Source organism: Afipia sp. GW822-FHT03D08, from assembly GCF_058801645.1.
Genome location: NZ_JBXANK010000001.1, coordinates 988,698 through 1,012,569, shown reverse-complemented (window position 1 = coordinate 1,012,569; position 23,872 = coordinate 988,698). Strand labels below are relative to the sequence as shown.

At 62.2% G+C, this 23,872-nt stretch carries 25 protein-coding genes; 20 read left to right on the top strand and 5 right to left on the bottom strand.

Annotated features, from left to right (window positions below):
- The first annotated feature begins 7 nt into the window (after window positions 1-7).
- The 7 genes from AC1RM7_RS04940 (at window position 8) to recO (ending at window position 5,091) form a co-directional block, all read left to right on the top strand.
- On the top strand, window positions 8-781 hold the full coding sequence (locus AC1RM7_RS04940) for a pyridoxine 5'-phosphate synthase (protein WP_024918854.1): 774 nt from the start codon (window positions 8-10) through the stop codon (window positions 779-781).
- Complete coding sequence (gene acpS / locus AC1RM7_RS04935) at window positions 778-1,197, top strand: holo-ACP synthase (RefSeq protein ID WP_024918853.1); 420 nt, start codon at window positions 778-780, stop codon at window positions 1,195-1,197. The genes AC1RM7_RS04940 and acpS overlap by 4 nt, the downstream gene beginning before the upstream one ends.
- A 206-nt stretch (window positions 1,198-1,403) precedes the next feature.
- Entirely contained in the window at window positions 1,404-2,162 is a 759-nt protein-coding gene (lepB, locus tag AC1RM7_RS04930) for a signal peptidase I (RefSeq protein WP_024918852.1), read from the top strand.
- On the top strand, window positions 2,159-2,965 hold the full coding sequence (gene rnc / locus AC1RM7_RS04925; protein ID WP_024918851.1) for a ribonuclease III: 807 nt from the start codon (window positions 2,159-2,161) through the stop codon (window positions 2,963-2,965). Before lepB ends, rnc begins: the two co-directional genes overlap by 4 nt.
- Entirely contained in the window at window positions 2,958-3,884 is a 927-nt protein-coding gene (gene era, locus AC1RM7_RS04920; protein WP_024918850.1) for a GTPase Era, read from the top strand. Before rnc ends, era begins: the two co-directional genes overlap by 8 nt.
- Window positions 3,884-4,282, top strand: a complete 399-nt coding sequence (locus AC1RM7_RS04915) for a hypothetical protein (RefSeq protein WP_034461153.1) — start codon at window positions 3,884-3,886, stop codon at window positions 4,280-4,282. The genes era and AC1RM7_RS04915 overlap by 1 nt, the downstream gene beginning before the upstream one ends.
- A 59-nt stretch (window positions 4,283-4,341) precedes the next feature.
- Entirely contained in the window at window positions 4,342-5,091 is a 750-nt protein-coding gene (recO, locus tag AC1RM7_RS04910; RefSeq protein ID WP_024918849.1) for a DNA repair protein RecO, read from the top strand.
- Window positions 5,092-5,144: 53 nt separating this feature from the next.
- Here recO and AC1RM7_RS04905 read toward each other — a convergent pair whose 3' ends face one another.
- Entirely contained in the window at window positions 5,145-5,429 is a 285-nt protein-coding gene (locus tag AC1RM7_RS04905; protein ID WP_006020877.1) for a hypothetical protein, read from the bottom strand.
- Between the two features lie 193 nt (window positions 5,430-5,622).
- Between AC1RM7_RS04905 and parC the strand changes: the two genes are divergently transcribed.
- Together parC and tsaA are read left to right on the top strand one after the other, a co-directional pair.
- Complete coding sequence (parC, locus tag AC1RM7_RS04900; RefSeq protein ID WP_492838724.1) at window positions 5,623-7,875, top strand: DNA topoisomerase IV subunit A; 2,253 nt, start codon at window positions 5,623-5,625, stop codon at window positions 7,873-7,875.
- 104 nt (window positions 7,876-7,979) lie between these two features.
- Entirely contained in the window at window positions 7,980-8,471 is a 492-nt protein-coding gene (tsaA, locus tag AC1RM7_RS04895) for a tRNA (N6-threonylcarbamoyladenosine(37)-N6)-methyltransferase TrmO (RefSeq protein ID WP_024918847.1), read from the top strand.
- 18 nt (window positions 8,472-8,489) lie between these two features.
- Here tsaA and AC1RM7_RS04890 read toward each other — a convergent pair whose 3' ends face one another.
- Window positions 8,490-8,891: a RidA family protein gene (locus AC1RM7_RS04890; protein ID WP_006020874.1), complete on the bottom strand. Its 402-nt coding sequence runs from the start codon at window positions 8,889-8,891 to the stop codon at window positions 8,490-8,492.
- Between the two features lie 133 nt (window positions 8,892-9,024).
- Here AC1RM7_RS04890 and AC1RM7_RS04885 point away from each other — a divergent pair, with 133 nt between their 5' ends.
- Window positions 9,025-10,395, top strand: coding sequence for an Nramp family divalent metal transporter (locus AC1RM7_RS04885; RefSeq protein ID WP_024918846.1), 1,371 nt, complete (start codon window positions 9,025-9,027; stop codon window positions 10,393-10,395).
- Window positions 10,396-11,388: 993 nt separating this feature from the next.
- Here AC1RM7_RS04885 and AC1RM7_RS04880 read toward each other — a convergent pair.
- The 3 genes from AC1RM7_RS04880 to hemB all read right to left on the bottom strand — a co-directional run bounded on the left by AC1RM7_RS04880 (window position 11,389) and on the right by hemB (window position 14,073).
- Window positions 11,389-12,165: an arginyltransferase gene (locus AC1RM7_RS04880; protein ID WP_024918845.1), complete on the bottom strand. Its 777-nt coding sequence runs from the start codon at window positions 12,163-12,165 to the stop codon at window positions 11,389-11,391.
- A gap of 172 nt (window positions 12,166-12,337) precedes the next feature.
- The gene (locus AC1RM7_RS04875; RefSeq protein ID WP_006020871.1) at window positions 12,338-12,889 is read right to left on the bottom strand and encodes an RDD family protein; all 552 of its coding nucleotides are present in this window, start codon (window positions 12,887-12,889) and stop codon (window positions 12,338-12,340) included.
- A gap of 125 nt (window positions 12,890-13,014) precedes the next feature.
- A complete protein-coding gene (gene hemB, locus AC1RM7_RS04870) occupies window positions 13,015-14,073 on the bottom strand; it encodes a porphobilinogen synthase (RefSeq protein WP_024918844.1) in 1,059 nt (352 codons plus the stop codon).
- 121 nt (window positions 14,074-14,194) lie between these two features.
- Between hemB and AC1RM7_RS04865 the strand changes: the two genes are divergently transcribed.
- The 10 genes from AC1RM7_RS04865 (at window position 14,195) to nusB (ending at window position 23,872) form a co-directional block, all read left to right on the top strand.
- Entirely contained in the window at window positions 14,195-14,692 is a 498-nt protein-coding gene (locus AC1RM7_RS04865) for a DUF6163 family protein (RefSeq protein ID WP_006020869.1), read from the top strand.
- Window positions 14,693-14,991: 299 nt separating this feature from the next.
- Window positions 14,992-15,504, top strand: coding sequence for a transcriptional regulator LdtR (gene ldtR, locus AC1RM7_RS04860; protein WP_006020868.1), 513 nt, complete (start codon window positions 14,992-14,994; stop codon window positions 15,502-15,504).
- Window positions 15,505-16,308: 804 nt separating this feature from the next.
- A complete protein-coding gene (gene glyA / locus AC1RM7_RS04855) occupies window positions 16,309-17,610 on the top strand; it encodes a serine hydroxymethyltransferase (RefSeq protein ID WP_024918843.1) in 1,302 nt (433 codons plus the stop codon).
- Between the two features lie 12 nt (window positions 17,611-17,622).
- On the top strand, window positions 17,623-18,108 hold the full coding sequence (nrdR, locus tag AC1RM7_RS04850; RefSeq protein WP_006020865.1) for a transcriptional regulator NrdR: 486 nt from the start codon (window positions 17,623-17,625) through the stop codon (window positions 18,106-18,108).
- A gap of 194 nt (window positions 18,109-18,302) precedes the next feature.
- Window positions 18,303-19,421 (top strand): bifunctional diaminohydroxyphosphoribosylaminopyrimidine deaminase/5-amino-6-(5-phosphoribosylamino)uracil reductase RibD, encoded by a 1,119-nt coding sequence (ribD, locus tag AC1RM7_RS04845; RefSeq protein WP_051472464.1) that lies wholly within the window; start codon window positions 18,303-18,305, stop codon window positions 19,419-19,421.
- A 59-nt stretch (window positions 19,422-19,480) separates the two neighbouring features.
- Window positions 19,481-20,089: a riboflavin synthase gene (locus AC1RM7_RS04840; protein WP_024918841.1), complete on the top strand. Its 609-nt coding sequence runs from the start codon at window positions 19,481-19,483 to the stop codon at window positions 20,087-20,089.
- A gap of 55 nt (window positions 20,090-20,144) precedes the next feature.
- Window positions 20,145-20,813 (top strand): TetR/AcrR family transcriptional regulator, encoded by a 669-nt coding sequence (locus AC1RM7_RS04835; protein WP_024918840.1) that lies wholly within the window; start codon window positions 20,145-20,147, stop codon window positions 20,811-20,813.
- A gap of 88 nt (window positions 20,814-20,901) precedes the next feature.
- Entirely contained in the window at window positions 20,902-22,764 is a 1,863-nt protein-coding gene (locus AC1RM7_RS04830) for an acyl-CoA synthetase (protein WP_024918839.1), read from the top strand.
- A gap of 110 nt (window positions 22,765-22,874) precedes the next feature.
- Window positions 22,875-23,369 (top strand): 6,7-dimethyl-8-ribityllumazine synthase, encoded by a 495-nt coding sequence (gene ribH / locus AC1RM7_RS04825; protein WP_006020860.1) that lies wholly within the window; start codon window positions 22,875-22,877, stop codon window positions 23,367-23,369.
- Complete coding sequence (nusB, locus tag AC1RM7_RS04820) at window positions 23,366-23,872, top strand: transcription antitermination factor NusB (protein ID WP_024918838.1); 507 nt, start codon at window positions 23,366-23,368, stop codon at window positions 23,870-23,872. Before ribH ends, nusB begins: the two co-directional genes overlap by 4 nt.

Sequence of the window (23,872 nt, the reverse complement as noted above, 5' to 3'; positions counted from 1 at the left end):
GTTTTCCATGCCCGCAATTCCGCCGCTTCGTCTCGGGGTCAATGTCGATCACGTCGCGACCCTGCGCAACGCGCGCGGCGGACGCACGCCGGATCCGGTACGCGCTGCGCTACTCGCGATCGAGGCGGGCGCGGACGGCATCACCGCGCATCTGCGCGAGGATCGCCGCCATATCCGCGATGACGACATGGCGCGGCTGAAGGCCGAAATCTCCAAGCCGCTGAACTTTGAAATGGCTGCAACGGCCGAGATGCTGCAAATCGCGCTCGCGACAAAGCCGCATGCGGCGTGCCTCGTGCCGGAACGGCGCACGGAAGTGACGACTGAGGGCGGGCTGGATGTGGTGGGCCAGCGCGATGCGCTTGGTCCTTTCATCGCGCGGCTGACCGACGCCGGTATTCGCGTGTCCCTGTTCATTGCTGCCGATCCGGCCCAGATCGAAATGGCCGCCAAACTGAAGTCGCCCGTAATCGAGATTCACGTCGGCGCGTGGTGCGACGCCGTGGCCGAGGGGCAAAAACAAAAAGCCGAAGCCGAATGGCAGCGCATCGTCACCGGGGCCAGGCTTGCGCAGTCTGCGGGGCTTGAAGTCCATGCCGGGCATGGCCTCGATTACGTCACGGCGGAAACCATTTCCGCGCTGCCGGAGATCGTCGAACTCAACATCGGGCATTTCATGATGGGGGAGGCGATGTTCGTCGGCCTGCCGCAAACCGTTCGCGATATGCGCGCGGCGATGGACCGCGGGAGAAAGTCGCTCCGGGGTCATGTGAGATCATGATCATCGGCATCGGGTCGGACATCATCGACATCACGCGCATCGAGAAGGTGATCGGACGTCACGGCGACCGGTTTATCGACCGAATTTTCACAGAGGCTGAGCGGGCCAAGGCGGAGCGGCGCTCCAAGATGCCCAAACTGATCTGGGCGACCTACGCCAAGCGGTTCGCTGCCAAGGAGGCCTGCTCGAAAGCGCTGGGCACCGGCATCCGGCGCGGGGTGTGGTGGCGGGACATGGGGGTGGTCAACCTGCCGGGCGGCCGTCCGACCATGAAACTGACCGGCGGAGCCCTGGCGCGGCTCGAATCCCTGCTTCCCCCGGGGCATGAGGCGCGGATTGACCTCACAATTACCGATGACTGGCCGCTCGCGCAGGCGTTTGTCATCATTTCGGCCGTCCCGGCCGCCAAGGTCTGAGCCTCCTGGGGGCACGGTTCCGAATTGCTCAAAAATCTAAAATTCATTGAACTGTCAGATGATTAGCAAGTTTTCATGAGCCCGTTGATTGCACCCCTTGCGACAACGGTCTAAAACCCGCGCGGGTGATTTGGGCGGCGTCTTCGCCTCTGATGGGCACAAAGGTCCAGTTCCGAGGCATGAAAAACCAGGATTCGAAAGAGCAGATGAGCGTGACAACACCGGCCAAATCCGAAGGCGGCGTCGGCGAGACCGTCCGCGTCGTCATTCACGCGCTCATTATTGCGCTGGTGATCCGGACCTTCCTGTTTCAGCCTTTCAATATTCCCTCGGGATCGATGAAGGCGACGCTGCTGGTCGGCGACTACCTGTTCGTCTCGAAGTACTCATACGGCTACAGCCACTATTCGATCCCGCTGTCGCCACGGCTCTTCTCCGGCCGCATTTTCGGCTCCGATCCCGCCCGCGGCGACATCGTCGTGTTCCGTCTGCCGAAGGACGACACCACCGACTACATCAAGCGCGTCATCGGATTGCCGGGCGACCGCATCCAGATGAAGGAAGGGCTTCTCTACATCAACGACAAGCCGGTGGAGCGTGAACGGCTTCCGGACTTTGTTGGCGAAGATCCGTGCGGCTCGGATGCCACGGCGCGCGTCAAGCAGTGGAAGGAAACGCTGCCGAACGGCGTTAGCTACAAGTCGCTCGATTGCGTTGATAACGGTTTCTACGACAACACCAACGTCTACACGGTGCCGCCCGGACACTTCTTCATGATGGGCGACAACCGTGACAACTCCACCGACAGCCGTGTCCTGTCAGCGGTGGGTTATGTGCCGGCGGAAAATCTGATCGGCCGGGCGCAGATGATCTTCTTCTCCATTGCCGAGGGCGAACAGGCCTGGCAGTTCTGGCGCTGGCCGGTTTCGGTGCGCTGGAATCGCATTTTCTCCATTGTGCGATGAGCGGCGACCCCGCAGTCGCCAAAACTCCCCCGAATACAGACGACGCCGCGAGCGCTGGCGCCGTGGAGATCAAGTCTGCGAAGAAAAAAGCACGCAGGCCGAGCGCAAAGGCCGCCGCCAAGATTATCGAAGAGCGGATCGGGCACACGTTCGCCGATCCCGCGCTGCTGGCGACCGCTTTCACCCATGTCTCGGCACTGAAGTCCGCTCGCCGCGGCGACAGCTATCAGCGGCTGGAGTTTCTCGGCGATCACGTTTTGGGCCTGATCGTTTCGGACATGCTCTATCGGGCGTTCCCGAAGGCGGACGAAGGCGAATTGTCGAAGCGTCTCGCCGATCTGGTGCGCCGCGAAGCCTGCGCCGATGTCGCCAAGTCGCTTGGGCTGGATGAAGCCATCAAGCTCGGATCGGTGGGCGCTGGCGCCGGGGCACGGTTGCGGAATTCGGTGCTGGGGGATATCTGCGAAGCTGTGATCGGCGCCGTGTTCCTCGACGGCGGCTATGCGGCGGCGGCGCAATTCGTCGAGCGCAACTGGACCGAGCGGATGCGCAAGCCCGTTCGCCCACTGCGTGATCCGAAAACGATTTTGCAGGAATGGGCGCAGGGCAAGGGATTGCCGACGCCGGTTTATCGTGAGGTCGAACGGACCGGCCCGCACCACGATCCGCAGTTTCGCGTCGCGGTGGAATTGCCGGGACTGACTCCGGCGGAAGGTATTGGCGGCAGCAAGCGTGCCGCGGAGAAGCTTGCGGCGACAGCGCTGCTGAAACGGGAAGGCGTAACGGGCGGCAATGATGCCTGACGAACTGCAAGAGAATTCACCCCGCGAGACGCGCTGCGGCTTCGTCGCGCTGATCGGCGCGCCGAATGTCGGCAAGTCGACGCTGGTCAATGCGCTGGTCGGATCGAAGGTCACGATTGTCTCGAAGAAGGTGCAGACCACGCGCGCGCTGATCCGCGGTATTGTGATCGAAGACAATGCGCAGATCATTCTTGTCGATACGCCGGGCATCTTCGCCCCCAAGCGCCGCCTCGATCGCGCGATGGTGTCCACCGCATGGAGCGGCGCGCATGACGCCGACCTGGTTTGCGCGCTGATCGATGCGCGTGCCGGCATTGATGACGAAGCTGACGCGATCCTGAGCAAGCTCGAATCCGTCAATCATCCGAAAGTTCTGGTGCTGAACAAGATCGATCTGGTGCCACGCGAAAAGCTGCTGGCGCTGGCCCAGAAGGCCAATGAGCGATTGAAATTCACGCAGACCTTCATGGTTTCGGCGCTATCAAGCGACGGCGTTGACGATCTGCGCCGCGCTCTGGCCAGAGACGTGCCCCCGGGCCCGTTCCACTATCCCGAAGACCAGATGTCGGACGCGCCGATGCGGCATCTCGCGGCGGAAATCACGCGCGAAAAGATCTACCGTCATCTGCATCAGGAACTGCCGTATCAATCGACTGTGGAGACGGATTCCTGGCAGGATCGTAAGGACGGATCGGTGCGGATCGAGCAGACGATTTTTGTTGAGCGCGATAGCCAGCGCAAGATCGTGCTCGGCAAGGGCGGCGCGACGATCAAGGCAATCGGCGCAGATTCCCGCAAGGAGATCGCGGAGATCGTTGGCCAGCCGGTACATCTGTTTCTGTTTGTGAAGGTGCGCGACGGCTGGGGCGATGACCCGGAGCGCTATCGCGAGATGGGGCTGGAGTTTCCCAAGGAATGATGACCGGACCCGACGTCAAGGTGCCGACCAACATCTTCTATTTCGAGGTGCTGCTGTATCTGTCGCTGCTGATCGACGTGCTGTCTGCTGCCTTTCTGGATCGCATGCCGGATGACGTCACCGAGTCTACGAAGCTGGCGGTCAATTTCATCGCAGTCATGATGACGCTCGGATTTGTCCAGCTCGTCTGGCTCACAGCGCACCGGCGCAAAAGCTGGGCGCGGATGATCCTGGTCGTGGCGCTGATGCTGTCTGTGGCGTCGATCGTCACGACGATGGGCGAAACCGGACTGCAATTCAGCACGTTCGTTGACATCGTTTCGACAGCGCTGACGGCGCTCGGTCTGTCGTTCTCATTCACCGGCGATGCCAAGGATTGGTTCCGGCAGCCGGAATAGGCGGCGCTTTCCGCAGCCATGCTGCTGCGGATGAGCCCAGAATCCTGTAAGCTTCAGCTATGGAATGGACTGACGAAGGCATCGTTCTGGGCGTGCGGCGGCATGGCGAATCCAGCGCCATCGTCGAACTGCTGACGCGCAGCCATGGCCGTCATCTGGGACTTGTACGCGGCGGGGCAGGTTCACGGATGAGCCCACTGCTTCAGCCAGGAAATACGGTGAGTGCGGTCTGGCGTGCGCGGCTCGACGAGCATCTCGGATACTACGCCGTCGAGGGCACGCGGTTGCGCGCGGCCACGATGTTCGGATCGCCGCATGCGGTCTACGGGGTGACGCATATGGCGTCGCTGGTGCGGCTGCTGCCCGAGCGGGACCCGCACGAAGATATCTACGAGATGCTGGAAGCCATCCTCAACGATTTCGACGATGCGGGCATGGCGGGCGTGCAACTGGTGAAGTTCGAGCTGGCGATGCTGACAGAGCTTGGCTTCGGCCTTGACCTGTCGTCCTGCGCCGCGAGCGGCACGGTGAACGATCTGATTTATGTCTCGCCGAAGTCGGGCGCGGCGGTCTCCCGGCAGGCGGGCGAGCCGTGGCGCGACAGGCTGTTGCGGTTGCCGCCGTTCCTGCGCGAGAGCGATGACGGGGCCAACGGCTGGTCCGGTCAGGACATCGAGGACGGCTTCCGGCTGACCGGGTTGTTCCTGCTGCGCAATGTGCTGGAGCCGCGGGGGCAGGGCCATTCGGACGCGCGGGACGGCTTCATTGCGGCGGTGATCCGGCCGCGCGTGAGGGCTGTTGCCGAATAAACGAAACGGGCCGGATTGCTCCGGCCCGTTTGCGCTTATCGACAGATCGAAAATCAATAATAGCGATAGTAACGCGCACGCGGGCGATAATATCCGCCGTAGCCATAACCGTAATAGGGGCGCGGCGCGTAATAGCGCGGGGCGGTCCGATAGCAGGTGCGCACCCAGGCATAGCCGTTCCACACCGGGTTGCAGACCACCGCGACGGTTTCAGCCTGCCCGGTAGCAACTCCGGCCAGACCGCCGGCAAGCGGCATGGCCTCGGCCCGGCTTCCGGCAAACAAACCGGCGCCGATGAGCGCCAACGCGGCCACAGCCGCCAAAACAAAACGACGCATTCCAGTTCCCTCCGGGGTCTGTTGCCGGCTCGCCTGTTCGGCTGACCGGCTGATCAGGATGGCCCGGGCCGACCCATACCCAGACCTATCCGCATGATGTAGCAGGGCAAATTATGGCGGAACAATTACGAACAGGTGATGTCCGCCTAATTCATTTGTTGTTCAATTTGCCCGGGGACGTTAACCCCTTGCCATGGGCAAAAGACTGATTCCACCGGAGCCAATGGATGTTCAGGAGGTCGCACTCCGCGAGGCGCTCGAAGAGCGCTATCTCGCCTATGCGCTCTCGACCATCATGCATCGTGCGCTGCCGGACGCACGCGACGGCCTGAAGCCGGTCCATCGCCGTATCCTCTACGGCATGCGCCTGCTACGGCTCGACCCCGGCACGCCGTTCAAGAAGTCCGCCAAGATCGTCGGCGATGTGATGGGCTCGTTCCATCCGCACGGCGACCAGTCGATCTACGACGCGCTGGTGCGCCTCGCGCAGGATTTCTCGTCGCGTTATCCGCTGGTCGACGGGCAGGGTAACTTCGGCAACATCGACGGCGATAATCCGGCCGCCTATCGCTACACCGAAGCGCGCATGACGGAAGTCGCGCGGCTGCTGCTCGAGGGCATTGATGAGGACGCGGTCGAATTCCGCCCCAACTACGACGGTCAGTCGAAAGAGCCGTTCGTGCTGCCGGGTGCATTCCCGAACCTGCTCGCCAACGGCGCTCAGGGCATCGCGGTCGGCATGGCGACCTCGATCCCGCCGCACAACGCAGCGGAACTCTGTGACGCTGCGCTGCATCTGATTGACAAGCCGAACACCAAATCGCGCGGCCTTCTGAAATATGTGAAGGGCCCGGATCTCCCGACCGGCGGCATCGTGGTCGATTCCCACGAAAGCATCGCCGAAGCCTATACGACCGGGCGCGGTTCGTTCCGCGTGCGCGCGAAGTGGGCCCAGGAAGAGGGCGCGCGCGGCACCTGGAACATCGTCGTTACCGAAATTCCGTGGCTGGTGCAGAAGTCGCGGCTGATCGAACGTATCGCCGAACTGCTGAACGAAAAGAAACTGCTGCTGGTCGGCGACATTCGCGACGAGTCGGCGGAAGACGTGCGCATCGTCATCGAGCCGAAGTCGCGTAACGTCGATCCTGAAGTGCTGATGGAAACGCTGTTCAAGCAGACCGAGCTTGAAAGCAAGATTCCGCTGAACCTCAACGTGCTGGTGAAGGGTCGCGTTCCCAAGGTGCTCGGCCTCGGCGAATGCCTGCGCGAATGGCTCGACCATCTGCGCGATGTGCTGATCCGGCGCTCCAATTATCGCAAGAACCAGATCGAACATCGCCTCGAGGTGCTGGGCGGCTACCTGATCGCCTACCTGAACCTCGACAAGGTGATCAAGATCATCCGCACCGAGGATGAGCCAAAGCCGGTGCTGATCAAGACCTTCAAGCTCACCGATCTTCAGGCCGACTCCATCCTCAACATGCGCCTGCGCAACTTGCGCAAGCTGGAGGAAATGGAAATTCGCGGCGAGGACAAGGACCTTCGCAACGAGTTGAAGGGCATCAAGGGCGTTCTGGCGTCCGAAGAAGAGCAGTGGAAGAAGGTCGCCGAAGGCGTCAAGAAGGTGCGCGACACCTTCGGCCCCAAAACCCCGCTCGGCAAGCGGCGCACGCAATTCGCCGACGCGCCGGAGCATGATCTCGCCGCCATCGAGGAAGCGCTGATCGAGCGCGAGCCGATCACCGTGGTTGTTTCCGAGAAGGGCTGGGTGCGCACGCTGAAAGGTCACGTCGAGGATCTTTCAAATCTCGCCTTCAAGACCGACGACCGTCTCGACTTTGCATTCTTTGCCGAGAGCACCTCGAAGCTGACGCTGTTCGCCAGCAACGGACGTTTCTACACGCTCGATGCGCAGAAGTTGCCGGGCGGGCGTGGTCACGGCGATCCGATCCGCATGACCATCGATATGGAGGGCGATGCCAATATCGTTTCCATGTTTGTCCAGAAGGGCGGCCGGAAATTCCTCGTGGCCAGCGGCGACGGGCAGGGCTTTGTCGTCAACGAAGACGATTGCGTGGCCAATACCCGCAAGGGCAAGCAGGTTCTCAATGTGACAGCGCCGAACGAGGCGGTGGCGCTTGCGACAGTGAGCGGCGATACCGTTGCGGTGATCGGCACCAACCACAAGATGGTGATTTTCCCACTTGAGCAGGTGCCTGAAATGGCGCGCGGGCGCGGCGTGCGGTTGCAGAAGTACAGCGGCGGCAAGCTGTCCGACGTCATGACCTTCACCGCCAAGGACGGCATGACCTGGAAGGACTCGGCGGGGCGCGACCAGAGTTCGACGTCGAAAGAACTCGCCGATTGGCGGGGTAATCGCGCCGATGCGGGCCGTCTGGCGCACGGGTTCCCGAAGTCGAACAAGTTCGGCAAGGTGATCGAATAAGATGAGAGCGCCGGAGCAACAGGCCGGCGCTCTCGCTAACCTCGCTTGCTCCCCTCCGTAGCAGAGCTACATTACCGGCCACGTCCAAGAAGCCGGTGAGCAAAATGGTCCGCTATAACGAAATCCGCGACGGCGAGGTCGCTGTGAATCCGCCGCCGCCGACTGACGCGGGGCTTGTGTTCATCGGCCAAATCCGGACGCCATGGACCGACAGGCTGATGACGCCGCGTCAGGGCAAACACGACGGTCCGATCTGCAAGATCGAGGTTTTCGATCCATGGGTGCCGGCGCTGAAGGGTCTCGACAGGTTTACACAGGTCGAAGTGATCTACTGGCTGCACGAGTCGCGCCGCGACCTCGTTCTGCAAAGTCCGGCGAGTGACACCAATACGCACGGCACATTTTCCTTGCGATCGCCGGTGCGTCCCAATCCGCTTGGGACGTCAGTGACGAAACTTGTCGGCATCGAAGGCAACACCGTTCTGGTGCGCGGGCTCGATTGTCTCGACGGCACGCCGCTTGTCGACCTCAAGCCGGACCGCTGCCAGTTCACGCCGATCGCTCCGCCGCAGCCGGGCGATTTCGAGACGACCTGAACCGGGCAACCTAAGGTCTCAGCCGGTGACGGCGATGGCCTCGATCTCGATCAACCATTCCGGAGCGGCGAGAGCCGGCACGCCGACGAGTGTGCTGGCAGGTGGCGGCATGTTCGCGAAAAACGGCGTTCGCGCCTTTGCGATGATTGCGCGGTGTTCGGGCCGGTAGTTGACTACATAGGTCGTGATTTTCGCCACATCCGAGAACGTCGCATTGGCCGCGGCCAAAGCCAGGCCGATGTTCTTCATCACCTGCGTTGTCTGCGCCGAAAGATCGCCGGCGCCGACAATCGCACCCTTCTCGTCCAGCGCGACTTGCCCGGAGATGTAAATCGTGCGCGTTCCCGACGCCGCGACGACATGGGAATAGGCCGGGTTCTGGAAAAGTCCTGTCGGGTGCGGGTGTTCGAGTTTTGCCATCGGTCGCTGCCTCCATTTTCTTGAACACCTTCTTACAGGAGGGGATTGATCCCCGGATGTCATTTCGCGCTGGGTCAAGATTTGCTGTTGCAAATCACTTGCAACTGGGGATGCCGCTGTGCATATTGGCGGTATGGATGCACGATCTCCGTCAATGCCGCCTGACCAGGCTGCCGCCCCGCCTGCGCCGGGAGGATGGCGTGCGGCCCGTGGCGAGCCCTCCCTGGCGGATATGTTCGGCTCTGTCCGGGTGGCCAAGGGCGGCTCGTTCTGGCGCAAGCTGGTGGCGTTCCTCGGGCCGGGTTATCTCGTCGCCGTCGGCTACATGGATCCCGGCAACTGGGCGACCTCGCTCGCGGGTGGTTCCAAATTCGGTTATGCGCTGCTCGCCGTCGCGCTGATCTCCAACATCATGGCCATCGTGCTTCAGGCGCTGTGCGCGCGGCTTGGCGTCGGCTCGGGCCGCGATCTCGCGCAGGCCTGCCGCGACGCTTACCCGAAGTGGGTATCCTGGCCGCTGTGGCTGCTGGCCGAAATCGCCATCAGTGCGACCGACCTTGCGGAGATCATCGGCACTGCGATTGGTCTCAATCTGCTGTTCGGGATTCCGCTCGAAATCGGTGTGCTGATCACGGCGGCCGACGTGTTCCTTATTCTTGCGTTGCAGGCGATTGGCTTTCGCTGGATCGAAGCCTTCGTGGTCGCATTGCTCGGCGTGATCGCGGCGTGCTTCGCCGTGCAGATCGCGATGGCCGATCCTGACTGGGGCCAGGTGATCCGCGGCTTCGCGCCGACCGTCGATATCGTGGCCAACCGCGACATGCTTTATCTCGCACTCGGCATTCTCGGCGCGACGGTGATGCCGCATAATCTTTATTTGCATTCCGGTCTGGTGCAGACGCGCGGCTATGGCGACTCTGTCCCGGAGAAGAAGGAAGCGATCACTCTTGCCACCATCGACTCCACCATCGCGCTGTGTCTTGCGCTGCTGATCAATGCGTCGATCCTCATTCTGGCTGCCGCGACCTTCCACAAGGCGGGCAAGACCGACGTCGCCGAACTCGATCAGGCCCATACGCTGCTGTCGCCGATGCTCGGATCGTCGATCGCGCCGACGCTGTTCGGCATCGCGCTGTTGTGCTGCGGGTTGAACTCGACCGTTACGGCCACGCTGTCCGGCCAGATCGTGATGGAAGGGTTCATCAACATCAAGATCGCGCCGTGGCTCCGGAGGCTGGTGACGCGCATGATCGCCATCGTGCCGGCGGCGATCGTGACCATCTGGTACGGCGAGAAGGGCACCGCACAGTTGCTCATTCTCAGTCAGGTGGTGCTGAGCCTGCAATTGCCTTTCGCCATCGTGCCGCTGGTGCTGTTCACGGCGAGCAAGGCCAAGATGGGGACGTTCGTCGCTCCGCGCTGGCTCTCGTTCATTGCTGCGATCATCGCGGCAGTGGTGATCGCGCTCAACGTGAAGCTGCTGATCGATTTCGTGACGGGCTGACGATCACCCCCGCTTCATTCCCGATTCAATTTTCAAACAGCCACCTTCATTCACGCACGCATCATCGTTCTCGCGCCTCGCGCGAGGTGAGCTGTCGTTTTGCCCCGTCATACTGGGGGGCATGGAGCGCCGTAAGGCGCATGGGATAGAGTTTCGCTTCCGGCATCGCGTGCGAAGCGATGATGTTGTCCGAAAGCGCGTCGCCTCACGGCGCTCCATTGGCGGCGATTTTGGGCGAGGGGAGCGTTCTTCCGGGACAGGACGGACGCTTTCACGCCCCGATCCGGCGGCTTTCGCCGCGTTCGTGCCTGTCCGCGTCCAGCCATTGAAGGCAGAGCCACGTAGTTGGCCCGGACACTGACCCCAGCCTCCCGGGCGACGTGTGTGCGAGACACGCGCGCAGGCGCCGCATCCTGCTCCGCTCTCAAGACGCCTCTAGAAAGCGCCCCTCGTGAACAGGACAAAGCGGACTATATTCCTATATTGGGAAGTTGTCAAGAGACGTTGTCCCGGGCGCGATGCAGCGCGAGAGCGTTGCTTCGCAGAACCGGGACCGCAACAAGAACCCGTCTTCGCAACGGCCCCGGCTCAGCGGCGCACCGTTTCACGCTGCGCCGCGTCCGGGGCACGGCTTTATGCATGATGATGCACGCATCTCGGGATAACGGGCCGAAATATTGAGAGGCGGGGATACAACAACCGTCATTCCGGGGCGCTCGCACACTTGCGAGCGAACCCGGAATCCATTGTTACACCAGATTTTCCGCATTTATGGATTCCGGGCCTGCGCCTTCAGCGCATCCCGGAATGACGCAAGGAAAGATCGCAGTTTTGCGTTGGATCGTAGTTCGGATGTAGCACAGCGAAACCCGGGACCGGGCGATGTTTGTCCTGCATTTCGCTGCGCGCAATCTCTCCGCTCGTCCCCGCTTTCGCGGGGATGATGGCGATCCGCAAACGTGATGGTTCTGAGTTTCCGCTGTCGCCGGGAGGCTAGTCCTGCGGCTCAGGCGCCATAGACCCGGTGGCTTCGACGCGGAGCCAGCCGCTGGGTGCCAAGCGTTGCTGCGGCAGGAAGCGGGCCTTGTAGTCCATCTTCCGCGAGCCTTCGATCCAGTAGCCGAGATAGACGTAAGGAAGACCGAGCCGCCGCGCGCGGGCGATGTGATCGAGGATCATGAACGTGCCCATCGAGCGGCTTTCCTCGCCGGGCTCGAAGAACGAATAGACCATCGACAATCCGTCGCTGAGGATATCGGTCAGCGCCACGGCAATCAGGTCGCCGCCTTTGCCGGTGATGCCGCTGTCGGCGGTTCGCCGGCGGTATTCGATAATGCGGGTTGAGACATGGCTGTCCTCGACCATCATGGCGTAGTCGAGCACGGTCATGTCCGCCATGCCGCCGTCGCGGTGGCGCGCGTCGAGATAGGCGCGGAACACTGAGTACTGTTCCGAGGTCGGCACCGCCGTGCGCAGTTCACTGACGATGTCGGCGTTGCGTGCCTGAATTTTGCGGAAATTGCGCGACGGACGGAATTCGTTGGCGATGACGCGCACCGAAACGCACGCGCGGCACTGGTCGCAGGCGGGGCGATAGGCGATGGACTGACTGCGGCGGAACCCGCCATGGGTGAGAAGATCGTTCAGCTCGCCGGCTTTGTCGCCGACAAGATGCGTAAACACTTTGCGTTCCTGCTTCCCCTCGAGGTAGGGGCAGGGCGAGGGCGCCGTCAGGTAAAATTGCGGCGTATTGCGCGAGTGTTGTGTCACGTGTGGCCGTATGTCTCCGGTCTGCGCGATTCCCCTCCACAGCATCGCGCCGGGGAGGCCCGGGGGTCAACAGATTTGAACGCGCCACGGCAGGTATGACGCGGCTTTCAGACCGCATTATGCACAACACGGGCAGACCACACGGATGTGATCTGCCCGCATTGGAAGCCGTCTAGACGCGGGTGGTCTGAACCGTTGAAGGCTGGACATTGCTGTTGATGAAGACCGTGCCGAGCACGACGTCGTGCAGCAGCCGGCGACGGCCGTTGAACAGACCCACCAGCAGCACCAGCGGACTGAGGAACGAGACCGACACCCAGTACAGAACCGCGTGAACCGCACCGAGGATGAAGTAAGGCCGCTCGCCGCTCCAGGTTCGCATCTCGATGTCCATCATGCGCATGCCCACGGTCGCGCCGTTCGGACCGCCCAGCGTCATGCCGTAATAGAGCAGCGCCCAGATCACCGAGAACGGCGAAATTAGCCAGAACAGGAACCAGCCCAGCCCCAGCGTGACGATACCAAACAGGGTGACGAAGAGGACCGCGAGGATGATCGGAATCGACAGGATCACGAGGTCGATCAGAAACGCGAAGGACCGCTTGGTCAGCACGCCGCGAAACAGTTCGGGCTGCAGCCAGGGGTCATAGGCGGCGCTGGCCGATGGATTGTTGCGCCAGGTCGCACCTGATGTCGTGCCGCCGGTGTTTCTCGTGTCAGACATGGAAACCCTCCTCAGCGGCCATTTGCCCGGGCCGCTCGCTGCGCACATGGCCCCGCCATATGGCGGGCGCAAGGCGGCTTAGGCTCACATGGAGAAAAAGTTATCCGGCGGGTTGCGGAACGGTATCAACGCCCGGCCTTCAGCTTTTCCGCCGCCTGCGGCGCGAAGTAGGTCAGGACGCCGTCGGCGCCGGCGCGCTTGAACGCAACCAGGCTTTCCATGATCGTCCGGTCGCGGTCGAGCCAGCCGTTGTTAATGGCGCCGGCAATCATCGCGTACTCGCCGGAGACCTGATAGGCGAAGGTCGGCATCGCGAAGGTGTCCTTCACGCGCCGCACGATGTCGAGATAGGGCAGGCCGGGCTTGACCATCACCATGTCGGCGCCTTCGGCAATGTCGAGTTCGACTTCGCGCAGCGCTTCATCCGAATTCGCCGAGTCCATCTGATAGGTGCGCTTGTCGCCGGTGAGTGTTTTCGCCGAGCCGATGGCGTCGCGGAACGGACCGTAGAATGCGGAAGCGTATTTCGCCGCATAGGCCATGATCTGCACGTCGCCGAACCCGCCGCGGTCAAGGCCGGCGCGAATTGCAGCCACGCGGCCATCCATCATGTCGCTCGGGGCGATGATGTCGCAGCCAGCTTCGGCCTGCACCAGCGCCTGCTGCACCAGAATGGCCACGGTCTCGTCGTTCAGGATCCGGCCGTCCTGTAACAAGCCGTCGTGACCATGACTGGTGAACGGATCGAGCGCCACGTCGCAGAGAATGCCGAGATCAGGGAACTCCCGCTTGATCGCGCGCACCGACTGACAGACCAGATTGTTGGCGTTCAGCGCTTCGGAGCCTGTCTCGTCGCGCAGCGACGGCTCGGTGTAGGGAAACAGCGCGATGCAGGGAATGTCGAGTTTCATGGCGCGCTCGGCGTCCCGAACGCACTGATCGACGCTGAGGCGATCGACGCCCGGCATCGAAGCGATCGGCGCGCGCAGGTTGCTGCCGTCCACCACGAACAGCGGCCAAATCAGGTCGTCGGTGGTGAGCACATTCTCGCGCACCAGCCGCCGTGCCCATTCGGACTTGCGGTTGCGGCGCATGCGTGTGGTCAGATCGAGGGAAGGGGCGGCGACCGTGTCCCGGTGCGGTGTATCCCGCAATTCGATCGGACGCCCGAATTTGATCGCCATCTTGATGCCACTCCCGCGCAGAAAAGATGTCCTACATGTAGCATCTGCCGGGCCGTCCGTCACCGCACGGGGACGTCATCGGCGGATTGATTTTACCGGCATAAAGCGCCAAACACACGGCATGAACAAAGACACCCGGCAATCGATGGCCGCGCGCATGGGCCGAGGCGCGAATGACGACGTGCCGCGCGATCAGGTCAACCTGGTCACTGCGATGACGTCGCCGGACGCCGAGACAGGCGAGAGCACATGGACCACACGGCTCGTGTTGTTCCTGCGCGTCATGGCCGTGCTGTCGATGATCAAGGGCCTTTATCACTGGGCGCAGATCACCGGCTTCATCGGCGGCGAGGAGAGCGCGTTCGAGGCGCAGACCACGCAGTGGCAGACCGCCACGGTTTATTTCGCGGTGATCGAACTGGTCGCGGCGGTGGGACTGTGGCTCGCGACGCCGTGGGGCGCCGTGGTGTGGCTCACGACCATTGTTTCGACTGCCGTGATCGAGCTGATGTTTCCCACGATCTATGGTGGCAACCTGTTCGCGGTTCTCGTTTCCCTGATTTTGCTCGCGGCCTACCTCGTCCTGGCGTGGTTTTCGGCCCGGGAACGGCCGCCGTAGTGCAACGCGGCAGGGCGACTTCGCCTTGATGCTTGACGGAATCTTTCAAATTCGAACGAACATGTTCTGGAATGCGACAGGCCCTGTGACGAAGCGTGAACATCGGGCTGTTTGGGTGAATCAAAACTAACAAAAAGCCCTTATTTTATCGATGTAACATACGATTCACCGTTTCAAATAAACCATCTCTTTATGCTGTTATTTAAGCTGATCTTCAAACGCCTCCCTTAGTTTGAACCTATCAGGCGAGACAAAAGTTTCGTCGAATAAGTCGTAAAAACGACAACAGGGGAAGTGTCATGATCAAAACAGCCGCTACGGCCATTGAGCCCGCACGCGACAACTCCGCTGCACCGGTGCAGCCGCTCTATCTCGAAGCCCTTACGCTTGTCGAGCGTCTGCATCGCCGTCTGCTCGACGTGATCAAGGACGAATTCGATCGCCGTGGCCGCGCCGACATCAATTCGGTGCAGGCTCTGCTGCTCTATAACATCGGCGACAAGGAATTGACCGCCGGCGAGTTGCGCACACGCGGCTATTACCTCGGCTCCAACGTCTCGTACAATCTCAAGAAGCTTGTCGAGATGGGCTTCCTCGATCATCAGCGTTCGCGCGTCGATCGCCGCTCGGTCCGCATCCGCCTGACCGCGCAGGGACAGGAAATCCGCCACATCGTCGACGCGCTGTATCAGAAGCACGTCAAGACGGTGGAGCAGGTGGGCGGCATCTCGAACGCCGAGTTCGCGACGCTGAACAAGTCGCTGCATCGCCTCGAGCGCTTCTGGACCGACCAGATCCTGTATCGGCTCTGAGCCCTTCAAAAATTCGGGCCAGCCGGCAGATTTAAAAAGACCGGCGGCCTATCGTTCTTCCTTGCAGTTTTACGCCGGTGCCCTCCGGCTGTTACCGAAGTGCGCACAAGACGCACGCGGAAGAATTCCGCACGAGTTTCCCCTGGTGTGGGATATGCGACTAGGCGCCTTCGGGCGCCTTTTCGCGTTCGGGTTTCAGAGAATCGACTCGTAAACGAGTCCTGAATCCTCTCCCGCGGAAGGCAAAAATATCGTCCGAGACTCTTGCGCGGACTCTTTCCATCATCCTCACATCATGAGGCCGATTCTCAAATTCGCCGGCGACCGCCTGCAGGTCGCGCTGATGCTCGTGCTGCTGGCCGCGTGCTCGCTGAACGTGATGTTCCTCTGCGCGCGCCTGTAGGCCGGTGCGCTTTCAAGAAGCCGGTTTGAGCCGTTGGCGCTCCCTGGGCAGGTAATCTTGCCCAACCCTGGCGATCGGGAACCCGGAATGTGGGCAAAAAGGGCGGTTGCGGAGGGCCCGACCGGGCTGAACCCGCCAAAACCGCCGTTTCGAAGCCTTCGGGACGGGCCGGTGGCATGCAGCCCACAGCGCCAGCGCAGAACAGGGCTGCCCGGCATAAATTGCGGCCCACGGGCTTGGAACTTGGCCGCCCCCGCCAGATATGGTATCTCGCGCCTGCCGCCCTTAGATGACACCGGAGCAGTTTCAGGGAAGCCCGAAACCGGGTTTCGTCCGAAAATGCTCCCAATCAGGCCGCCCGTAGCCGATCTTGAAAGCTGCGGCGGTGGAGACATTCCGCAATGAGCTCATCTGCCAAGACTGCTTCCGCTCCCGATTCGTTTTTCACGGCCTCGCTCGCGCAGGCCGATCCCGAGATCGCGAATGCGATCAAGGGTGAACTCGGTCGTCAGCAGCATGAGATCGAGCTGATCGCCTCGGAGAACATCGTCAGCCGCGCCGTTCTCGAAGCGCAGGGCTCGGTGATGACCAACAAGTATGCAGAAGGCTATCCGGGCGCTCGCTATTACGGCGGTTGCGAGTTCGTCGACGTTGCTGAAACGCTGGCCATCGAGCGCGCCAAGAAACTGTTCGGCGCGAACTTCGCCAACGTGCAGCCCAACTCCGGCAGCCAGATGAATCAGGCCGTGTTCCTGGCGCTGTTGCAGCCGGGCGATACCTTCATGGGCCTCGACCTCGCTGCGGGCGGACATCTCACCCACGGCGCGCCGGTCAACATGTCCGGCAAGTGGTTCAAGCCGATGCACTACACCGTGCGCCGCGAAGACCAGATCATCGACATGGACGCGGTGGCGAAGCAGGCGGAAGAGATCAAGCCGAAGCTGATCATTGCCGGTGGCTCGGCTTACTCGCGTGCCTGGGATTTCAAGCGCTTCCGCGAGATCGCCGACAGCGTCGGCGCGTATCTGCTGGTCGACATGGCGCACTTCGCGGGTCTCGTCGCGGGCGGCGTTCATGCCAATCCGGTGCCGTATGCGCATGTCACCACCACGACCACGCACAAGTCGCTGCGCGGACCGCGCGGCGGCCTGATCCTCAGCAATGATGAGGCGATTGCCAAGAAACTGAACTCGGCGATCTTCCCCGGTCTGCAGGGCGGCCCGCTGATGCATGTGATTGCGGCGAAGGCCGTCGCGTTCAAGGAAGCGTTGCAGCCGGACTTCAAGATCTACGCCAAGAACGTGGTCGAGAACGCCAAGGCGCTCGCAGAAACGCTGCGCTCCAACGGGTTCGAGATCGTCTCCGGCGGCACCGACAACCATCTGATGCTGGTCGATCTGCGGCCGAAGGGCCTCAAAGGCAACGTCTCCGAGAAGGCGCTGGTTCGCGCCGGTCTGACCTGCAACAAGAACGGCATTCCGTTCGATCCCGAAAAGCCGTTCGTCACCTCCGGCCTGCGTCTCGGCACCCCGGCGGCGACCACGCGCGGGTTCGGTGTTGCCGAATTCAAGCAGGTGGGTGCGCTGATTTCGGAAGTGCTCAACGCCGTTGCCCAGTCGGGCGAAGGTTCGGCGCCTCTGGTCGAGGCGGCGGTCAAGGAGAAGGTGAAGGAACTCACCAGCCGCTTCCCGATCTATCAGTAAGGGGTACGCGGAATGCGCTGCCCGAGCTGCAACAGTCTCGATACGCAGGTAAAGGATTCGCGGCCGACGGAAGATTCGGCCGTGATCCGGCGGCGGCGCGTCTGCATGGCGTGCAACTTCCGCTTCACCACCTTCGAGCGAGTGCAGCTTCGCGAACTCACCGTCATCAAGCGCAACAGCCGCCGGGTTCCGTTTGACCGCGACAAGCTGGTGCGCTCGCTCCAGATCAGCCTGCGCAAGCGTCCGGTCGATCCCGAGCGCGTTGAGAAGATGGTCTCGGCCATCGTGCGCGAGCTTGAAAGCGGCGGCGAGGCGGAGATTTCCTCGGAGGTCATCGGCGAGACCGTGATGGAGCATCTGCGCCAGCTCGACGACGTGGCCTATGTCCGCTTCGCCTCGGTCTACCGTAACTTCCGTGAGGCCAAGGACTTCGAGGCTGTGCTCGGCGAACTGTCCGGTGAGGATGAGCCGCCGCGTCCGGTGGCCGTGCGCAAGTGATTTTCCCGCAGCGCGCGTTGTTCTCTGGTGTCCCGGGCGCAATGCAGCGCGAAGCGGTGCGTTGCTGAACCGGGACCGCTGGAGAACGTGTAAGACCCTGTCGCGGTCCCGGCTCTGCGATGCACCGTTGCACGCTGCATCGCGTCCGGGACAAGGTGCCTTCATTCCGTGGCGGGCATACCTGAAAGCAGTGGATGCAATTCCGGCCAGACCCTGACGACCTTCGTTACATGCAGCTCGCGCTGGCGCTCGGCCGGCGCGGGCAGGGCCGCACCTGGCCGAATCCCGCTGTCGGCGCCGTCATCGTCAAGGACGGCGTCATTGTGGGGCGCGGCTGGACCCAGCCCGGTGGCCGGCCTCATGCCGAACCGGAGGCGCTGAAGCGCGCGGGCGATGCGGCGCGCGGCGCGACGCTCTATGTGACGCTGGAGCCTTGCTCGCATTTCGGCAAATCGCCGCCCTGCGCGGATGCGATCATTGCCGCGGGTATTGCGCGGGTCGTTTCCGCCATCGAAGATCCAAATCCTGAAGTCGGCGGGCAGGGTCATGCGCGGCTGCGGGCTGCGGGGATCGAGGTCGAAATCGGCCTGTGCCGGGAGGAAGCGGCGCGTGATCATGCCGGGCACTTCCTGCGCGTTGGTGCGAGGCGCCCGTTCGTCATTTTGAAGCTTGCTGTCTCCGCTGACGACAAGATCGCGGCCGCGGGCCATCGGCCCGTCGCGATCACCGGCGAAGCGGCGAAAGCCCGCGTGCATCTGCTGCGCGCGCAAAGCGACGCGATCCTCGTTGGCATCGGCACGGTGCTTGCTGACGATCCGCTGCTCACTGTGCGGTTGCCGGGGCTGGAAGCACAATCGCCGGTGCGCGTGGTGCTGGATCGCGCGCTACGCCTGCCGGGCGACAGCAAGCTCGTTCATTCGGCGCGGCAGACACCGCTGTGGGTCATGACGTCCGGTCTGTCGGAAGCGCCTGCTGCGATGAAGCTTGGCGCGGCCGGTGCGCAGGTCATCCGCGTGCCAGTGGCGAATGAATCAACGCCGGGCCTCGATCTCAGTGCCGTCTCGAACGCGCTGGCTGAGCGCGGAATTACAAGGCTGATGGTGGAGGGCGGCGCACGCGTGGCGTCGTCATTCCTGAGCGCGGGGCTAGTCGACGAGGTCTGGCTGCTGCGCGGGCAGGGCGCTATCGGCATGGATGGTATTCCGGCGCTCGATACGCAGCCGTTGTCGGTGGTCACCCAGTCGCCTCGCTGGCGCGCGCGTGCTACCGAGACCTTGGATAAAGACACGCTTACGGTTTACGAACGATCATGATCCGGAAAAGTGGAAACCGGTTTTCCGATCAGATCATGATCAATTGAAAAGAGATCTAGATGTTCACCGGCATCATCACGGACCTTGGCGAAATCACCAGCATCACGCCGACGGCGCAAGGGCAGTTGCACCGGCTGCGCATCGCGTGCCGCTACGACCAGACGACCATCGCAGACGGTGCGTCGATCGCCTGCAACGGCGTATGCCTCACGGTGGTGCAGTCGGGCGTCGATCAGGGCAAGACGTGGTTCGATGTCGATGCCGCTGCCGAGACGCTGCGGCTGACAACCGCGAAGGGCTGGGGCAAGGGAACGCGCCTCAACCTCGAGCGTGCGCTCAAGATCGGCGACGAACTCGGCGGGCACATCGTTGCCGGGCATGTCGACGGGATAGCCACGATCATCTCGCGCGAAGACCTGCCCGACATGGCCCGGTTCGAGTTGCGTGCGCCGCGCGATCTTGCAAAGTTCATTGCGGCGAAGGGATCGGTGGTGCTCGACGGCGCGTCGCTGACGGTCAATACTGCCGTTGACGATACGTTTTCCGTTCTCATCATCCCGCACACGTTGCAGGTCACGACGCTGAGCGACTGGCATGCGGGGTCGGAAGTCAATCTCGAAATCGATCTGATGGCGCGCTATGCCGCGCGATTGATCGAGATGAAATAGAATCTGCCTGAGCGCCAGATGGCGCAGGCAGGCGACGCACAGCGGCGGGATTGGCATGCGCAAGCAACTCACCGATCAGCAGGTCGAGGTCTTCCGGGAGCGGTTGCTGCGCGCCGCCGAAAAGCTGTTTGCCAAGCATGGCGTCGCCGGCGTCTCGATGCGCCAGATCGCCCAGGCATTGGGTTACAGCCAGACGGCCGCGTATCGTTACTTTGCCAACAAGGACGAAATCCTGCTTGCGATGCGTGCGGCTGCACTTGATCGCTTCTGCGGACATCTGGAAGCGGCGTTCGATCCGGCGCGCGATGCGCGCAAGAATGCCCGCGCGGTGGGGCAGGCCTTTCTCGACTTCGCGTTGAAACATCCCGACACTTATCGGCTGATTTTCTTCACCGAAAATCTCGAACAGGCGATTGCTCCGCAGTATTCCGCGATCATGACGCGCTTTCGCGCCACCATGACCACCTATGTGCAGGCGCTTCTCGACGCCGGATATATCGAAGGCGATGTCGAGACGCTGGCCGAAGCGTTCTTCTCCGCCGCGCATGGCATTGTCATGATGCACATGAGCGGTCTTCTGAAAACGGTCCGGGCGCGAGATGACCTGCACCGCGCATCCATGCGCCTCATCGCAAGGGGGGCGGGCATGTCCGATGTCCCGCAAGCGGCTGCGAAAAAGCCGATCAGGATCGCCGCAACCGGGCGCGCAACCCGCAAAACTTGACGGTGTTAAATTAATTAAATAGCGTGCCGCCCAAAAACGGACCGCGTTTCGCCGCGGCCGGATGAGAACAGTTCAAAAGGGGAAACACATGCCGCTTTTCAGCGAATATCCGGTTGCAACGCTCCAGGATGTCGTCCGGTTCGAAACCGAGAAAACGCTGGAGCAGCGTTATGACGCGCGCAGCGTCTACGATATTTTTACGAAGAGCGCGTCACGCCACCCTGATCGCACTGCGCTGACTATGCTGATGACCGGTGCGGATGACGAGATGGCGCGTGTTGTCACGTACAAGCAGATGCTCGATGGCGTAACCCGTGCGGCGAATTTCTTCGCAAGCCTCGGCGGACCGGGTGCGGGAGTTGCCTACATCCTGCCCAGCCTTGTCGAGACGCATTTCACGCTCTGGGGCGCGGAAGCGCAGGGCTATGCCGTGCCGATCAACTTCCTGCTCCAGGCGCAGAACATCGCCGATCTGGTCCGCGCGGCCGATGCAAAGATTCTCGTCGCGCTCGGCCCGCATCCGCAACTCGACATTTGGCAGAAGGCCATCGAGGTCAAGAAGCTGCTGCCCGACATCAAGCTGGTACAGGTCTCGCTGTCGGATGCGCCGTTACCTGAAGGCGTATTCGGCTTCGGACCCGGTCTGAAGGCGCAGGACGGCAATGCGCTGGTATTCGGACAGGCGCGGGGCGGCGATGACGTTGCGGCCTATTTTCACACCGGCGGCACCACAGGTTCGCCGAAGCTCGTCACCCATACCCATCGCATGCAGATCGCCGCGGGGTTCGGCGGAACGGTGTTGCAGGACTTGAGCGAGACCGATGTCATCACCAACGGTCTGCCGCTTTTTCATGTGGCCGCGACGATTTCGTGTGGGCTGTCGTTCTTCATCGCGGGTGCGAATGTCATCGTTCTTTCGCCGGCGGGAATGCGCAATCCGGTCATCATCAAGAATTTCTGGAAGATTATTGAGCGCTATCGCGCGACCGTGATCGGCGGCGTGCCGACGGCGCTGGCCGCGTTGCTCAATGTGCCGGTCGATGCCGACATTTCGTCGGCGCGCTACAGCATCTCTGGTGCGTCGCTGCTGCCGCGCGCAGTGGCCGTGCAGTATCAAAAGATGACCGGAACGAAGATTCACGAAATTCTCGGCATGACCGAGACCGGCGGACTTGTCTCGATCGATCCCGCGCCGGCGGAGCCGGTGCTGGGCTCTGTCGGCGTCCGGCTGCCGTATACGCAGGTCGTGGTGCGCAGGCTGTCGGCGGACGGTTCGCTGGGCGAGGCCTGCGCGCCGCACGAGGTCGGCGTGATGACCGTATCCGGCCCCAATGTTACACCGGGGTACAAGGATCAGAGCCAGAACGGCAGCGCGCTGCGTGACGGCTATCTCGACAGCGGCGATCTGGCCTATACCGACGAGGAGGGACGCCTGTTCATTGCGGGCCGCTCGAAGGATCTTATCATCCGAAGTGGCCACAACATCGATCCGGTTCTGATCGAGGACGCCCTGCAATCACACCCCGCAGTTGCATTGGCGGCGGCCGTGGGCCAGCCGGACAAGTATGCCGGTGAACTGCCGGTCTGTTATGTCGCGCTCAAGCCCGGCGCGCAGGCAACGCCCGATGAGTTGAAAGCGTTCGCCGAGCCGCTGATCGCGGAACGCCCGGCCTGGCCGAAGCAGGTGATCGTCATCGACGCCATTCCGATGACCAGCGTGGGCAAAATCTTCAAGCCGCAGTTGCGCACCGACGCCGTGCAGCGGCTGGTGGAGCAGGTGGTGGCGGATGCCGTTGGGTCCGACAGCGCGAGGATTGATGTCGCAGCCGGCGGCAAGCGGGGCATTGATGTCACCGTAACGCTGGCTGCGGCGCAATCTGGTCAGCAAGGCGTGGTCGAGAAGGCGCTGGAGGGCTATTTGTTCGACTACAAGGTCGCACAGGCCGTTTGAGCCGGGTTCAAAGCGGCATCCCTGCCTTGAAAGGGGCCCGTTGTGCTTGGCTTTGTAGCGCTCAGCGACTACAAACGCGCAAACACGGAACCCTTTGACTGGATGGAATGATGGCTGAACCGCGGCGCGCAGAGCTCAAGGACCAAACCGATATCAGCGGCGCGACCGTCGTCATCATCGAAGCCCGCTTTTACGACGATATTCAGGAAGCGCTGCTTCAGGGTGCGATCAAGGAACTGGAGGCCGCGGGCGTCGGCTATGACGTCATCAGCGTGCCGGGTGCTCTCGAAATTCCGGCCGCGATCGCCATTGCCATGGATGCATCGAAGAAGAACGGTCGGCAGTATGATGGCGCGATTGCACTCGGCTGTGTTGTGCGCGGCGACACCATTCATTTCGAGATCGTGTCGATGGAATCCTCGCGCGCGCTGATGGACCTTGCTGTGGCGCGCAGCCTGCCGCTCGGCAACGGCATCATTACCGTCAACACCACGGAGCAGGCGTGGGAACGCGCCCGCAGTGACAAGCTGAACAAGGGTGGCGACGCGGCCCGCGCGGCGCTCACCATGATGCGGATCAAGAAGCGCCTGGCGAAACCACTATGAGCGCCGCTAAGAAAGCCAGCGACAAAGGACCGGGCGACCGCAAGGCCAATCGCCGCGGGGCGGCACGGCTCGCCGCCGTGCAGGCGCTGTATCAGATGGACATCGCAGGCGCGGGTATCGGCGACATCTTTGCCGAGTTCGAGAGCCATTGGCTCGGGAACGAAGTGGAGGGTGACACCTACCTTCCCGCGGAAGCGGCTTTCTTCAAGGATGTCGTGTCTGGCGTGGTGCGCGACCAGGGCAAGCTTGATCCTCTGATCGACAAGGCGCTCGAAAGCGGCTGGCCGCTCAAGCGTATCGACGCGATCCTGCGCGCGACATTGCGGGCAGGCGCGTATGAGCTCGAACATCGCAAAGATATTCCGGCGCGCGTCGTGGTGTCGGAATATGTCGATGTCGCGCATGCCTTCGTCGACAAGGATGAAACCGGCATGGTGAATGCTGTGCTCGACCAGATCGCACGGCAGTTCCGCGCAAGCGAATTTACGCGGGCGGGTCACTAG